Source organism: Acinetobacter sp. DMC2 (assembly GCF_056314305.1).
In genome coordinates this window covers 1-14,359 of sequence record NZ_JBQUYP010000012.1, presented here as the reverse complement: position 1 = coordinate 14,359, position 14,359 = coordinate 1, and the positions used below count along the sequence as shown (strand labels likewise).

The 14,359-nt window shown below is 40.0% G+C and carries 12 protein-coding genes and 1 pseudogene; 11 read left to right on the top strand and 2 right to left on the bottom strand.

Annotated features, from left to right (window positions below; genetic code table 11):
* The first annotated feature begins 10 nt into the window (after positions 1-10).
* From ACT53H_RS18580 to ACT53H_RS18530, 11 genes are all read left to right on the top strand, one after another.
* The gene (locus ACT53H_RS18580) at positions 11-538 is read left to right on the top strand and encodes a nuclear transport factor 2 family protein (protein ID WP_476009841.1); all 528 of its coding nucleotides are present in this window, start codon (positions 11-13) and stop codon (positions 536-538) included.
* Between the two features lie 29 nt (positions 539-567).
* Positions 568-1,845, top strand: a complete 1,278-nt coding sequence (locus ACT53H_RS18575) for an aromatic ring-hydroxylating oxygenase subunit alpha (RefSeq protein ID WP_476009840.1) — start codon at positions 568-570, stop codon at positions 1,843-1,845.
* A gap of 10 nt (positions 1,846-1,855) precedes the next feature.
* A complete protein-coding gene (locus ACT53H_RS18570) occupies positions 1,856-2,341 on the top strand; it encodes an aromatic-ring-hydroxylating dioxygenase subunit beta (protein ID WP_009392089.1) in 486 nt (161 codons plus the stop codon).
* A gap of 10 nt (positions 2,342-2,351) precedes the next feature.
* Positions 2,352-3,089, top strand: coding sequence for an SDR family NAD(P)-dependent oxidoreductase (locus tag ACT53H_RS18565; RefSeq protein ID WP_312824721.1), 738 nt, complete (start codon positions 2,352-2,354; stop codon positions 3,087-3,089).
* Positions 3,090-3,123: 34 nt separating this feature from the next.
* The gene (locus tag ACT53H_RS18560) at positions 3,124-4,077 is read left to right on the top strand and encodes a PDR/VanB family oxidoreductase (protein WP_476009839.1); all 954 of its coding nucleotides are present in this window, start codon (positions 3,124-3,126) and stop codon (positions 4,075-4,077) included.
* A gap of 45 nt (positions 4,078-4,122) precedes the next feature.
* Positions 4,123-5,079: a p-hydroxyphenylacetate 3-hydroxylase reductase component gene (locus ACT53H_RS18555; RefSeq protein ID WP_416703706.1), complete on the top strand. Its 957-nt coding sequence runs from the start codon at positions 4,123-4,125 to the stop codon at positions 5,077-5,079.
* Positions 5,080-5,277: 198 nt separating this feature from the next.
* On the top strand, positions 5,278-6,192 hold the full coding sequence (gene feaR, locus ACT53H_RS18550) for a transcriptional regulator FeaR (RefSeq protein ID WP_004708584.1): 915 nt from the start codon (positions 5,278-5,280) through the stop codon (positions 6,190-6,192).
* A gap of 209 nt (positions 6,193-6,401) precedes the next feature.
* Positions 6,402-8,717, top strand: coding sequence for a primary-amine oxidase (tynA, locus tag ACT53H_RS18545; RefSeq protein ID WP_476009838.1), 2,316 nt, complete (start codon positions 6,402-6,404; stop codon positions 8,715-8,717).
* Between the two features lie 144 nt (positions 8,718-8,861).
* Positions 8,862-10,079 carry a hypothetical protein gene (locus ACT53H_RS18540; protein WP_476009853.1) on the top strand — a complete coding sequence of 406 codons (1,218 nt, stop codon included), beginning with the start codon at positions 8,862-8,864 and terminating at the stop codon, positions 10,077-10,079.
* A gap of 66 nt (positions 10,080-10,145) precedes the next feature.
* On the top strand, positions 10,146-11,753 hold the full coding sequence (locus ACT53H_RS18535; RefSeq protein WP_476009837.1) for a GMC family oxidoreductase: 1,608 nt from the start codon (positions 10,146-10,148) through the stop codon (positions 11,751-11,753).
* Between the two features lie 43 nt (positions 11,754-11,796).
* Positions 11,797-13,284: an NAD-dependent phenylacetaldehyde dehydrogenase gene (locus ACT53H_RS18530; RefSeq protein ID WP_476009836.1), complete on the top strand. Its 1,488-nt coding sequence runs from the start codon at positions 11,797-11,799 to the stop codon at positions 13,282-13,284.
* A gap of 65 nt (positions 13,285-13,349) precedes the next feature.
* On the opposite strand, the gene pcaD is transcribed toward ACT53H_RS18530, so the two are convergent.
* Together pcaD and ACT53H_RS18520 are read right to left on the bottom strand one after the other, a co-directional pair.
* On the bottom strand, positions 13,350-14,129 hold the full coding sequence (gene pcaD, locus ACT53H_RS18525) for a 3-oxoadipate enol-lactonase (protein WP_476009835.1): 780 nt from the start codon (positions 14,127-14,129) through the stop codon (positions 13,350-13,352).
* Between the two features lie 10 nt (positions 14,130-14,139).
* A pseudogene (locus ACT53H_RS18520) lies at positions 14,140-14,359 on the bottom strand (acetyl-CoA C-acyltransferase); the annotation flags it as partial.

The following is a 14,359-nucleotide window of genomic DNA, read 5'->3' as shown; positions in this document are numbered from 1 at the left end:
GGCGACCGCAATGACTGACAAAGTGAATATTGCAGAAATCTTAGAGCTAATAGAACAGTTAGAAGCGCACAACGCTATTCGCAACTGCCTGAACCGTTATATGGAGATCTGCGACGAGCTTAATGCAAATACAGACCTTGACGAGCTGATGAGTCTTTTTGATCAAGACTGTATTTGGGAAGGTATTGGCGAGAAATATGCCAAATCTTTTGGCCGTTATGATTCTTGGCAGTCGATTTACGACATGTTTAAAAGCTATACCCAAAAAGAATCTCACTTTGTGATGAATGCACACTTTGTCAATTCAGAACAAATTTATGTAAATCAAAATGATGCAAATGCTTCTTGGCTCATGTTGCAAACTTCAACCTTTAAAGATGGCCGTAGTCATCTGAATACAGCAAAGCTGAATGTGAAGTTTCAAAAGCAAGCAGATGGAATATGGAAAATTAAACATTTCCAAACACAGAATATTTTCAGTCGTCCCGTATCGCATTGGCACAGTGAAGCCGAATTGCCGGTACCTTCCCAGGAATGACCCAGGACATATTTAAAAGGACTATTGATATGAACAGTATTATCCCAACGCATAACATTGGCACTGATTACGAGGCTTTGGTTCAAAGTGACCGTGCTCATACTTCTCTTTATAAAGATGAACGAATTTTTGATGAAGAAATGGAAAAAATCTTTTATAGCACTTGGGTGTGGGTTGCACATGCCAGCGAAATTCCAGAAGGTGGAAGCTATAAAACGATTAACATCGGTAAACAGCCTGTTGTGGCGGTGCGTGACCGTAAAAAGAAAGTCCATGTACTTTTAAACCGTTGCCGTCACCGTGCAGCAACCGTATGTGAACATAAAAAAGGAAAAACCAATAGTTTTGTATGTCCGTACCACGGTTGGAGTTATGCACTTGATGGTAGTTTACGTGGTGTGCCATCTCCAGAAAGCTACGGTGATTGTTTAGATAAGTCTGAATTACCATTGGTGAGTCTACGTGTCGAAGAATATAACGGCATGATCTTCGCTTCATTTAAAGAAGACATTCAACCGCTTGAAGAGTTTCTTGGGCCAGCAAAAAAATGGATTGACCTGTTTATGAAACAAGGTGCAGGTTATCCAATTAAAGTGTTAGGTGAACACCGTTTCCGCTTCCCAGGTAACTGGAAAATCCAGCTTGAAAATACAACTGATGCATATCACTTCCCATTGGTACACAAGTCATTCTTAAGTTCTGTCGATGAAAAAACCGAAGAACTCTTTAACTTCGAAAACCAGCCAGGCTTTGTTGAAGACTTAGGTAATGGTCACAGTGTCATGGTGATGATTCCTGAACTGGTTGATTTAGACGAAGAGCTCATGGAACGTCCAATTCAAGAACGTTTCGAAGACTTGGCTCAAGCTTTGCGCGACGAAGGTCATGAAGAATTAGAAGTACGCCGTATTGTTCGTGCAGTCGGTGGTTCGGGCTTTAACTTAAATTTATTCCCAAATATTGCATGCTCAATGGCGTTCTTCCGTGTTTTACAGCCAATTTCAGTGGCTGAAACAGAAATTCATCACTCGGTGATTACCATGGACGGTGGACCACAAATTGCCAACCAATATCGCTTACGTTTGCATGAACATTTCCAAGGTCCATTTGGCTTTGGTACGCCAGATGACTCAGAAGCTTGGGAGCGCGTACAACACGGCGCCAATGCGGGTAATGATTTATGGATCATGTTGAACCGTGGTTTACCGGGCGAAGTGAAAACTGAAGATGGCTTAAAAAGTGATGTCAGTGCTGAAACAGGTATGCGTGCAGCATATCAGCAGTGGAAAAAGATGATGACGGCTTAAGGAGAGAGCAATGAATATGAATCTGCAATTATTAAATGAAGTCACTGCTTTCATCTGGGCTGAAGCAGATATGTTAGATCACAGCGAATATCGTGAATGGCTTAATTTATGGAATGAAAAGGGTGTTTATATCATTCCGATTGACCCAAATCTCACGGACTACGAAAACAACTTAAATTATGCCTATGACGATAATCATATGCGTACTTTGCGTGTAGAGCGTCTGGAAAATGGTGAAGCGATTTCTACAGCACCTAAAGCAAATACCGTGCGTAGTGTTTCTCGTGTACGTGTTATTCAAGACCAAGACGATGAAATCGTTTTGCGTTGTGCTCAAAACTTACGTGAATTTCGTAAAGAAAACCTCAAGCATTACACAGCAGATATTACTTACCATTTGACTCGTGATGCGGCTACAGGCTTTAAGATTAACCGTAAAATCATTAACTTGGTTAACTCAACTGATACCTTAGCTGGTATTAGCTACATTCTTTAGGAGCGGTAACATGAAACAAGTTGTTTTAGTGACAGGTGCTGCTTCTGGGCTCGGTAATGTGATTGCTGAATATTTTGCGAGCCAAGGCCATCAAGTGATTTTGTCGGCAAGTACGCTTGAAAAGGCCGAAAATGCCAAGGCACAAAGTCAAAATGCACAAAATATGTTTCCCTTGAAATTAGATATTTCGGTTGAAGCAGATTTTCATGCTGCCGTGCAATGGATTGAAGAGAAATTTTCTAAACTTGATGTGTTGATTAACAATGCTACTGTCACCAAGGCAACGCCAGTATTAGAAATTACCGCAGCCGATTTTGATTGGGTGACCCAAGTCAATCAACGCGGCACCTTTCAAGCTTGCCAAATTATTGGCCAATATATGGCTAAGAAAGGCTATGGACGCATCATTAATATGGCGTCTTTAGCGGGGCAAAACGGTGGCACGGCAACAGGTGCACACTATGCGGCAACTAAAGGTGCCATTGTTACTTTAACCAAAATTTTTGCCAAAGAGTTTGCTGCAAAAGGTGTGACGGTCAATGCGGTTGCACCGGGACCAATGGAATCACCAATCGTTCATAGCGTGGTGCCAGACGAAAAAATGGAACAGTTCATCCAGAATATTCCGGTTAAAGCCTTAGGAAGTATGCATTTTATTGCTGAAACTTGTGGCTTGCTCGCGAGTCCAAATGCGGGGTTTGTGACTGGTGCAACATGGGATATTAACGGTGGTTTATTCATGCGTTAAGCCAATTGCTTAATCATGAAAAGGGAGTTGAATCATGACTACACTTTATGATGTTGTCGTTAAAAATCGCCATGTTGAAGGTGGAAATATTGCAGTCATGGAATTTGAATCTGCAACTTCTGCAACATTGCCAAAAGTTGAAGCGGGTGCGCATATTGATGTGCACTTACCGAATGGCATGGTACGCCAATATTCACTTTGCCAAAATCCAAATGACGAAGGTAAGTTCCGCCTCGGAATTTTGCGTGACCCTGAATCACGTGGTGGATCAGTCTCGGCTTTTGATGAAATCAAAGATGGCATGCAAATTCAGGTCAGCGAGCCAAAGAATTTATTTCCACTTTTAAAAGCCAAGCACAGCGTATTGATTGGTGGTGGAATTGGAATTACACCGTTAATCACAATGGCATATCAACTTGCCCATGAAGGTGAATCATTTGAACTTCACTACTGTGGCGCTAGTGCTGAAAACTGTGCTTTTGTTGATGAAATTAAAAATGGTGAGTTAGCAAAATACACAACCTTCCATTTTAAATCCGAAGGTGCAAGCCACAGAGCGTTTTTTGAATCTGCCATTAAAGATATTGACCTTGAGAGCCATATTTACACTTGTGGTCCAGTCGGTTTCATGGACTGGGTGATTAACCTTGCTACGACTCACGACTTTCCTGAGCAACAAATCCACAAAGAATATTTCCAAGTCGAAACCGACACAACTGGAGGTTCATTTGAGGTGGTGGCTGAGCGTAGCGGAAAAATCATTATGGTAGAGGCTGGCGAAACCATTTTGCAGGCTTTGGCTAAAGAAGGCATCGACATTGAAATGTCTTGCGAGCAAGGCGTATGCGGAACTTGCATGTGCGATGTGATTGAAGGCGAACCTGATCATCGAGATGTTTATTTTACTGATGAAGAAAAAGCCAGCAATGAACAAATATTGGTGTGCTGTTCGCGCTCTAAAACACCGAGACTAGTTTTAGATATCTAATGCTCTCGCGATTTATATGGATGTAAGAGAAGGTTTAGGAGAAAGATGATGAATGTATTACAACAAATAGATGAGTTTACAGTCGATCCACTACAGTTCCGACGAGCATTAGGAAATTTTGCAACAGGCGTTACCATTGTTACTGCACAAAATGCACAAGGTGAGAAAGTCGGTGTAACCGCAAATAGTTTTAACTCGGTGTCACTCGACCCACCACTTATTTTGTGGAGCATTGATAAAAAATCTTCAAGTTTTTCAGTATTTGAAGAGGCGACACATTTTGCAGTCAATATTTTATCGGGCACGCAAATTGAGCTGTCTAATAAGTTTTCGAGACGCAATATTGATAAATTTGCAGACACCAATTTTCAACTCGGTGCAGGACGTGCACCCATTTTAGAAAATTGTTCTGCGGTGTTTGAGTGCGAACGCTATCAAGTGATTGAAGGTGGTGACCACTGGATTATTGTTGGTAAAGTGGTTCGTTTCCATGATCAAGGTCGAAGCCCACTGGTCTACCATCAAGGCGCATATTCTTGTGTCATGCCGCATCCAAGCCTTCAAGTTAAGCAAACTGAAGAGAACGGCATAGACCAAACACATTATGGGCATTTATATAATAATGTTTGCTATTTGATGAGTCGTGCTTTTAAAGCTTATCAAACTGACTATATTCCTAAGCAAATGGCTTCTGGGTTCCGTACCAGTGAATCAAGGCTCTTACTCGTTTTAGCCAGTGGTACTGCTTCAAGTAAAGAAGATTTACCACGAGACATTGCTATGCCAATGCAGGAAGTTGAAAGATCGGCTGAAATTCTAAAATTTGAAGGATTATTGGTTGATCATGATAATTTATACGCACTAACGGAAAAGGGTAAACAAACGGCGCAATATTTGTTTGATATTGCCGATAGCCACCAAAACGAAGTGTTTAAAAAGTATTCTGATGAGCAAAAGGATATTTTTATTACCATGCTGCGAGATTTTGCAGGAGTAGCATAAGTCCCATTAAGCTGATAAATTGAATTGATTTATCAGCTTCTTCACATCTAGCTGACTATCATCAAAACAATTCCAAGGATAAGGAATTTTTGGCACACAATTTGTTTATCAATAAAACAAAATTGTAAATAAGCCAAGACAGTGCACCACCACAAACGCAAAATTTTGAGCGGTGGCACATGTATAGAGAGGTAAAGGATGAACCAATATGTAAGCGATGCATTACTCACATGGACGCACCATATTAAAAGTGTGTGCGGCAATTTTGAAACCGATTTTGACGGAACCCGTAATTTATTCATTGGTGAAGTTCAGTGTTTTTTATTGGGCGATACCGAAATTGCTTTTATCAAAAACAATGCCAATAAAATTGTCCGAAAAGCCGATGAAATCGATCGAGTGAATAATCGTTTTTGTTTTTTGATTTTGCAGTATTCGGGGAAAATGCTGCTCGAGTATAAAAATGAGACTTTAAGCCTGAATGAAGGTGATATTGTGTTGGTAGATCCAGTCGAAACCATTTCGATGTATCCGCAAGGCCTAGTGAGTCAGATTTCAGTACACTTGTCGCGTGAAAAATTACTTAAAGAAAATATTAGTACCGAATATTTTGGAAAACTGATTACTCAAAATATGAGTGGTTTTTTACTCAAAAATATTTTGAAAAATATGTCTGCTGAAAACATCAAACTTTGGTACGCAACCGAAGATGGCAATGCTTTTGAAGATGCGCTGATCGCCTTAATCAAACCCACAATCAATTATAAAAATATTAATAGCTCAAATAACCTCATGGAAAAAGCCGAACGATATATTATAGAAAACTTAGCAAAACCAGATTTAACCCCTAAATTAATTGCAGAACATATTGGGGTATCGCTGCGTCATCTTTACCGTCTATTTCTTCAAGAAAATTTATCTATTAACAAATATATACAGCTCAAACGCCTAGAAAAGGTCAAAGCAGATTTGCTTGATAAAAGAAATAAACAAAGCTCAATTACCCAAGTTGCCTTGAAATGGGGTTTTTGGGACGGTGCTCATTTCTCAAAAATCTTTAAAAAGACTTATGGTATCTCCCCTAAAGAATTTAGAGAGGGTATGTCGGTTTAAATCTTTCATCTCTCAATGTCATTTTTAGACAAGTTCGACGTCATTCTTGAACAAGCTAGCCCTATGTAACTGTGTTGAAATTAAATTCATTAGAGCAGGTTAGATAAGCTTAATAACCATAAAACTATTAAGTTGGTCTAATGAATTTCACTCACAGGAAAGTGCATTTTAACTGTCTGATGCAGATAGTTCAGGGATAGAGGAAAAGGATGAAACCAATGCGTAAACAACGATTATTGAATGACATACAAAAAATACTGGCACTTAACTTATCAATCGCTGCAAGCTTTTGGGGACTCAATACTCAAGCGTTTGCTCATGGTGGACATGCTGAAATGGTCTCACTTTATCAAAGCATGAGTGAGCAAGGCGCTAAAGTTGTTAAAGACGATTTTACCAATACGTATATGATCACCAAAGGTTCTATGTTGGTTCGAGCTAAACCCAATTCAGATCAGGTTTTGGTGAATGGTAAACCTTTTAAGCTCAGCGTGCCTTTATTAATCAAAGATGGTAAACCTGTTATTGGAAAAGATTTTTTTAATGAAGTATTCCAGTCGGGGTTAGATCAAACTTTCAAAATTGAAAATACGTTTCACCCGCTCAATAGCTTAAACTCTGATGAAATTAAAAAAACATTTGATGTGATTAATCGCTCGAAATACGCCTATAAAAATATGCGTTTTGCCGAGTTAAAGCTTAAAGAACCAGAAAAAGCAAAAGTGTGGGATTACTTTATTAATCACAAAGAATTTAAAGAAGATCGTATTGCCTCATTTATTTTATTAAAGGGGAGTCAGGCGATTGAAGGTGAAGTTAACCTTAACACTCAACAAGTCACAAAATGGAATGTACTGAAAGACACTCATGGAATGGTATTGCTCGATAATTTTGAAGCCGTACAGCGTGTAATTGAGACGAGTAAAGAATATCAGGAAGCTTTACGCAAACGTGGCATTAGTGATGTGAAGAAAGTGATTGCTACACCGCTAACTGTTGGATATTTTGGCGGCAAAGATGGACTTGATAAACAGCTCAATATATTAAAAGTCGTTGCTTATCTCGATGTAGGCGATGGCAATTATTGGGCACATCCTATTGAGAACCTAGTTGCTGTAGTCGATTTAGATAAAGAAAAAATTATTAAGATTGAAGAAGGTGCGATTATTCCTGTGCCGATGGCAAATCGACCTTATATGTCGAATAAGCCAGTAGCAAGTAAGCTAAAGCCACTCAATATTTCTGAACCTGAGGGCAAAAACTTTAGCATTACAGGTCAAACCATACATTGGGGAAATTGGTGTTTGCATGTGGCCTTAGACTCTCGTGTTGGCTTACAACTTTCAACAGTGACCTATAAAGATAAAGGCGTGAAGCGGAAAGTCATGTATGAAGGGAACTTGGGTGGAATGGTGGTTCCATATGGCGACCCTGATATTGGTTGGTACTTCAAATCTTATTTGGACTCTGGCGAATATGGTATGGGAACCCTTACCTCATCTATTCTTCCGGGAACTGATGCACCCGACAACGCTGTTTTACTTGATGCCGTGATTGCAGATTACAAAGGCCAGCCACAAGTGATTCCAAATGCTATTGCTGTATTTGAACGTTATGCAGGACCTGAATATAAACATCACGAAATTTTTGGTAACCAAGATGCCAGTGAAGCCCGCCGTGAACTTGTCGTGCGCTGGATTAGTACGGTTGGAAACTACGATTACATGTTTGACTGGGTATTTGCCCAAAATGGTGTAATTGGGATTAATGCGGGTGCTACAGGGATTGAAGCGGTTAAAGGCGTTAAAGCACGTACTATGCATGACAGTACTGCGAAAGAAGACACCAAATATGGCACCTTAATTGACCATAATATTGTGGGTACAACACATCAACATATCTATAACTTCCGCTTAGATATGGATGTAGATGGCGAAAATAATAGTTTCATGCATATGGACCCTGTGGTGAAGACCAATGATCGAGGCGGTGTGCGTACAAGTACAATGCAAATTGACAGTAAAGTCATTACCAATGAGCAGAATGCGGCTGAAAAATTTGATCCATCTACCATTCGTTTACTGACTAATTTCAACAAGGAAAATAAATTAGGTAATCCTGTCTCTTACCAGCTCATTCCTTTTGCAGGTGGAACACACCCTGTGGCGAAGGGTGCTAATTTTTCTAAAGATGAATGGTTATTTAAACGTTTGAACTTTATGGATAAGCAAATTTGGGTGACTCAGTACAATCCAGACGAACGCTATCCTGAAGGAAAATATTCAAACCGTTCGACTCATGACACAGGTTTAGGTCAGTTCATTGGCAACAATGAAAATATTGAAAATAAAGATCTTGTGGTGTGGATGACAACAGGCACAACCCATGTGGCACGTGCAGAAGAATGGCCAATCATGCCGACAGAGTGGGTGAATACACTGATCAAACCGTGGAACTTTTTTGACAATACGCCGACTTTGAACTTGGGTGAAGAAGAGCAAAACACGCAGCATGACCATCACTAAAAATGCACATTAACTAAGAATGGGTAACTTATTGATTACCCATTCTTAGGGTCTAGTAGACCATTCGCAAAAAAGGAATTTTGTATGAAAACTCTACTTTCTCAAGTTATGAGAGGGACTCTCTTTGTCTCATTTTTTTCAACTGTGCATGCAGGCGAGCTTGAAATTAAACCGACTTTTGAAGCAACTTTTGGGGCTTTTAGTAGCGGTAAAAGCTATAACGGCGAAAACCTAGATGATGAAAGAATCAATTGGCAAGAAGGCCATTTTAAATCTGGCGGTAAAGGGCAATATACCTTCAAAAACAATCAGCTCTATGCAAGTTTGAGCGGTATTAGCTCGGCAACATTTGGCGATGGTGACGCAGGCCAAAATAGTAATGGCAAAGAACGTAAAACAGATGTGAATGAATGGATTATTGGTTTTAAAGATGGAACCAATAAAGATGAGTTAACGACCTATGATTTAAGTATTGGTCGACAAAATATCATGATTGGTGACGGGTTTTTTATTGCGGGTGATGCGTTAAACCTCGGTAAAACGCCTGCGGACGGCACACTTGATCGAGGCGGAGCATATTATCTGGCAGCTCGTCGAAGCTTTGATTTTACAAGTTTGCTTCAATACAAACCGCAAGAGAATACAACGCTAAAACTGGCTTATTTAAAGTCGGATAATAAAGCACAATTTTCACCTGAACTCTTTGTAACCGATCTGATGTATCAGCTTAAAGATAAGGGTGTTGGATTTACTTACTTAAATGTATTAGACCTTGAAGATGTTGAGCAAGTTTCAGGGCGCAAAGATCTTAAAAATTATGCTTTACGTTTAAATTATCAACCTTTACCAGAGCTACAAGTTAAAACTGAGTTTGTTGTACAAGATAAAAAAGATGGCCACGAAAATGCTGGCTACTTAGCGCTGAACTATAACTTTTTATCTTCAAAATATACCCCCTCATTAGGCTACCGTTTTAGCCATTTTTCCGACCAATACGATCCGATGTTTTATGGAAATACCGTCGGCTTTGGTACATGGTTTCAAGGCGAAGTTGCCGGAAACTATGCTGGTCCATTCAATAAAAATGCAGATATTCATCAAGTCTCTTACATGATGAACTTGAAAGAAAATTTTATGTTGGGTGCTTTGGCCTATAAGTTCAAAAAAGTAAATAAGTCTTTAACCAATGTGGATGGACATGAGCTGGATGTATTTTCGGTCTGGTCGGTTAATAAAAAATTCAACGTTATTCCTCTAGTAGGACTCTATAAACCAAAACAGGATATCCATAGCGGCGGTACTCAAAATTACGATGATAAGACCAATGTGTATGCGCAGTTGATTCTGCAATACATCTATTAAATCAGAGCGAAGGAGACCGTATTTATTGGCGGTACATTCATAGAAATAAAACTAGGATGAAATCAGATGAATCAACAATATGACTATATCGTGGTTGGTGCTGGCTCAGCAGGCTGTGTAGTCGCAGCAAGACTATTAGAAGCCAAGGCAGGGCGTGTTCTTGTATTAGAGGCAGGAAGCCGAGATAGCAGTATGTTTCATACTATACCTGCAACGGTAGTTAAAGTATTCCAGCAAAAATCATGGCAATACATGACCGTTCCGCAGAAATATTGTAATCATCGTGAAATGATCCTTGCACAAGGAAAAGTGTTGGGAGGTGGAAGCTCGGTCAATGGAATGATCTATTGCCGAGGCCAACGACAGGATTATGATTTATGGGCCACGGAATGGGGATGTAATCAGTGGTCCTATCAGGATGTGCTGCCTTTTTTTAAGAAGGCAGAAAAAAATGAAAGTCTTGCAGATGAATATCACGGACAAGATGGCATTTTACCTGTTAGTGAAAACCGATATCGCCATCCTTTGACGCTTGCTTGTATTAAAGCAGGTCAACAAATGGGCATGAATTACGTCAATGATATTAATGGTTGGGATCAGGCGGGTGTAGGGTTTTATCAAACTACTACTCAAAACGGTTCTCGGGCGAGTACCTCAAAAACCTATTTAAAGTCAGTCGAAAACCACCCAGACCTCACGGTGATTACTGATGCCTTAGTCCATAAAATTGAAACTCAAGGTGATCAGGTTACTGGGGTGAGTTATAGCGTTGGGGGAAAATCACTGATTACGGTACAGGCTCAAAAAGAAGTCATTCTAAGTGCTGGTGCAATTGGTAGTCCTAAAGTTTTATTACTTTCGGGAATTGGTCCAAAACAGCATTTAGATGAGCTCGGCATTGAATGTATTCGTGACCTACCCGTAGGTGAAAATTTTCACGACCATTTGCATATGTCGGTGAATGCAACGGTAACAACCAATAATAGTCTGCTCGGTGAAGACCAAGGTTTAACCGCCGTACGGCACTTTTTACAGTGGTGTTTTACACGTTCAGGATTATTGACCACCAATATTCTAGAAGGTGGTGGTTTTATTGACACCAACAACAATGGTCGGCCTGATGTTCAGTTTCATTTTTTACCTGTGCTGGATAATTTCGATAATACCCCTGGTGAAAAATCAGTGGCTCAAGCACATGGCCTTACCATTAAAGTCGGACATGTACAGCCCAAAGCACGTGGGACTTTACGTTTAAGCAGTAAAGATCCTAAAGATTTACCTGTCATTGATCCTAATTATTTAGGTCATCAAGAAGATATTGACGCTAATATCCGTGCGGTACAGGCTGGACTTCGCCTATTACAACAACCAGCATTGAAAGCGATTGTCAAAGAAGTGATTGAGCCTGCAAATATCGATCCTGATGATATTGAAGCGATTGATAAATGGATGCGCCAGAATATTAAAACGGTCTATCACCCCGCAGGTAGCTGCAAAATGGGCAATGCTCCGCAAGATTCCGTCACAGATCAGACCCTAAAAGTCCATGGTTTTAAAAATTTACGTGTGGTGGATTGTTCTATTTGCCCACAAGTTCCAAGCGGTAATACCAATGCAATTGCCATCATGATTGGAGAACGTGGTGCAGACTTTATTTTGAATCAGGTCGCGTAGTTGCTGTCATATCAATATTTACAAATGAAAAGAGGAAAAGAAAATGAGTGAAGTTCAGATTTTAGAAAGCGTACAGCAATTTATGGCGCGACAACATGGACATTTTATTAATGGAAAATTGGTTGCTGCCGAGCTTTTAGATAAAGTGGATATTGTAAATCCATCGACTGAACAAGTTGTTGCTCAAATTAGTATGGGTAGTCAACACGATGTAGATAGTGCGGTAAAAAGTGCTGAACATGCTTTTCAAAATGCTTGGGCCGAAACAACACCGTATGAGCGTGGCGTTAAACTGAACAAGCTGGCAGATTTAATTGAGCAATATGGTGAAGAACTTGCTCAGCTCGAGACGTTGTCTACGGGAAAACTTATCAATATTTCCCGTCATCTTGAAGTCGCACAATCTGTTATTTTCTTAAGATATTTTGCTGGTTGGGCAACTAAAATTAATGGTCAAACGATGCAACCTTCTATTCCTTCTATGCAAGGTGAGAAATATACAGCCTTTACTTTAAGACAACCAATTGGCGTGGTTGCAGGAATTGTGCCTTGGAATTTTTCACTGATGATCGGTGTTTGGAAAATTGGTTCAGCTTTAACAACTGGCTGTACCATTGTGCTTAAACCAAGTGAGTTTGCCAGCTTATCTTTATTACGTTTAGCTGAACTTGCCATTGAGGCAGGTATTCCAGCGGGTGTAATTAATGTAGTAACAGGTAAGGGTGATACAGGGCAATATTTAATTGAGTCGCCGCTCGTTAAGAAAGTCTCATTTACAGGTTCAGTACCAACAGGCATTGCCATTGGTAAACTCGCGATGAGCAGCGATTTAACCCGTGTTAGTCTAGAGTTGGGCGGTAAAAATGCGATAGCTATCTTAGCCGATGCAAATATTGATGAGATTTTACCGACTTTATTGCAAGCAACTTTTGTACATCAAGGCCAAGTTTGTGCATCCCCAGAACGGTTCTTTGTACATCATACAAAATACGATGAATTGGTGGAAAAACTTTCTAAAGCCCTCTCTGGTTTCAAAATTGGATCGGCCATGGATGAGGGAAGTATGTTTGGTCCACTTTCTAACCAGCCACATTTTCATAAAGTAAAACATTATTTAGATATGGCAAAAGCCAACAACCAGATTATTGCTGGAGGTGAGGCTTTAGATCAGACCGGATATTTTGTACAACCGACTTTAATTTCCTTTAAAAATACGGATGATCCTTTATTTTCAGAAGAAACCTTTGGTCCAGTGGTCGGGGTAATGTCATTTGAAACTGACGAAGAGCTTATTCAGTTGATGAATCAGTCACGCTTTGGTTTAACTGCAAGTATTTGGACAAATGACTTATCTAAAGCCTTGCGTTTAATTCCTAAGATTGAAGCAGGTACTCTATGGGTCAATATGCATACGTTCTTAGATCCATCTGTTCCCTTTGGTGGGGTGAAAGCTTCGGGAATTGGTAGAGAGTTTTCAGATGCATTTATTGAAGATTACACCGAATTAAAATCGGTCATGATTCGGTATTAATTTTTAATATGAAAAATAAGATATAAAAAATGGCCTATAAAGGCCATTTTTTTGAATCATTAAAACTAACCTAATAAAAAATCCTTTAAGATTTTATTAAAAGCTTCTGGTTGCTCTACATTGGAAATATGAGAGGCATCTATTTCTGCAAGTTTTGATTGTGGAATGCGTTGCTGCATAAATTGTCCATCTGCAACGGTTGTTACAGGGTCTTGAGTTCCAGCAATTACTAATACTGGAACTTTGATATCTTTTAATTGCTCACGGACATCCGCTTTAGCCAAAGCCTCACAACAATTGGCATAGCCCATTGCGCTGCCAGCACTTAAGTCGTTACACAGGTTGTTGACAATTGGAGGATGACTTTGGATAAAGGGATCTGTAAACCATCGCGAAGCTGCTGTAGCTGCGATCGGTTGTAAACCTTGCTCACGCACTAATTTTGCACGATCAAGCCATGCCTGTTCTTGCCCAATTTTAGCGGCAGTATTTGCCACAATGACATGACTAAAGCGGTCAGGGTAGTGAATTGCAAGCCATTGCCCAGTTAAACCGCCCATTGAAATACCACAAAAAGCAGCTTTAGTAATATTTAGATGATCAAGTAAACGGACAACATCTTCACCTAATTGCTCTACAGTGTATGGGCCGTCAGGTGTAGATGATGAACCGTGACCACGTGTGTCATAACAGATCACAAAAAATTGATCTTTTAATTCATTAAACTGTTTTTGCCACATGCCATAATTGGTGCCCAAAGAGTTGGAAAACACCAGAGCAGGGGAAGATGGCTCGCCAAAGGTTTGATAGTTAATTTGTGCATCGGCAGATTGAAAAGATGGCATTTGTTTCTCCTTAAAGTGCTTCAACACGTTCAATAATCAATGCGATGCCTTGACCTACACCAATACACATTGAACACAAGGCATAACGACCACCTGTTTGTTCAAGCTGGTTTAAGGCTGTAGTCACGAGGCGTGCGCCTGATGCACCAAGTGGATGACCTAATGCAATTGCACCACCGTTTGGATTTACCTTGTCAGAATCATCTGGCAAACCTAAATCACGGGTCACA

Excerpts from the sequence above, each read along its gene's own strand:
- ACT53H_RS18575 (WP_476009840.1), top strand. The coding sequence starts at position 568 with ATGAACAGTATTATCCCAACGCATAACATTGGCACTGATTACGAGGCT.
- ACT53H_RS18565 (WP_312824721.1), top strand. The coding sequence starts at position 2,352 with ATGAAACAAGTTGTTTTAGTGACAGGTGCTGCTTCTGGGCTCGGTAAT.
- ACT53H_RS18560 (WP_476009839.1), top strand. The coding sequence starts at position 3,124 with ATGACTACACTTTATGATGTTGTCGTTAAAAATCGCCATGTTGAAGGT.
- ACT53H_RS18570 (WP_009392089.1), top strand. The coding sequence starts at position 1,856 with ATGAATATGAATCTGCAATTATTAAATGAAGTCACTGCTTTCATCTGG.
- feaR (WP_004708584.1), top strand. The coding sequence starts at position 5,278 with ATGAACCAATATGTAAGCGATGCATTACTCACATGGACGCACCATATT.
- ACT53H_RS18530 (WP_476009836.1), top strand. The coding sequence starts at position 11,797 with ATGAGTGAAGTTCAGATTTTAGAAAGCGTACAGCAATTTATGGCGCGA.
- pcaD (WP_476009835.1), bottom strand. The coding sequence starts at position 14,129 with ATGCCATCTTTTCAATCTGCCGATGCACAAATTAACTATCAAACCTTT.
- ACT53H_RS18580 (WP_476009841.1), top strand. The coding sequence starts at position 11 with ATGACTGACAAAGTGAATATTGCAGAAATCTTAGAGCTAATAGAACAG.
- ACT53H_RS18535 (WP_476009837.1), top strand. The coding sequence starts at position 10,146 with ATGAATCAACAATATGACTATATCGTGGTTGGTGCTGGCTCAGCAGGC.
- tynA (WP_476009838.1), top strand. The coding sequence starts at position 6,402 with ATGAAACCAATGCGTAAACAACGATTATTGAATGACATACAAAAAATA.
- ACT53H_RS18555 (WP_416703706.1), top strand. The coding sequence starts at position 4,123 with ATGATGAATGTATTACAACAAATAGATGAGTTTACAGTCGATCCACTA.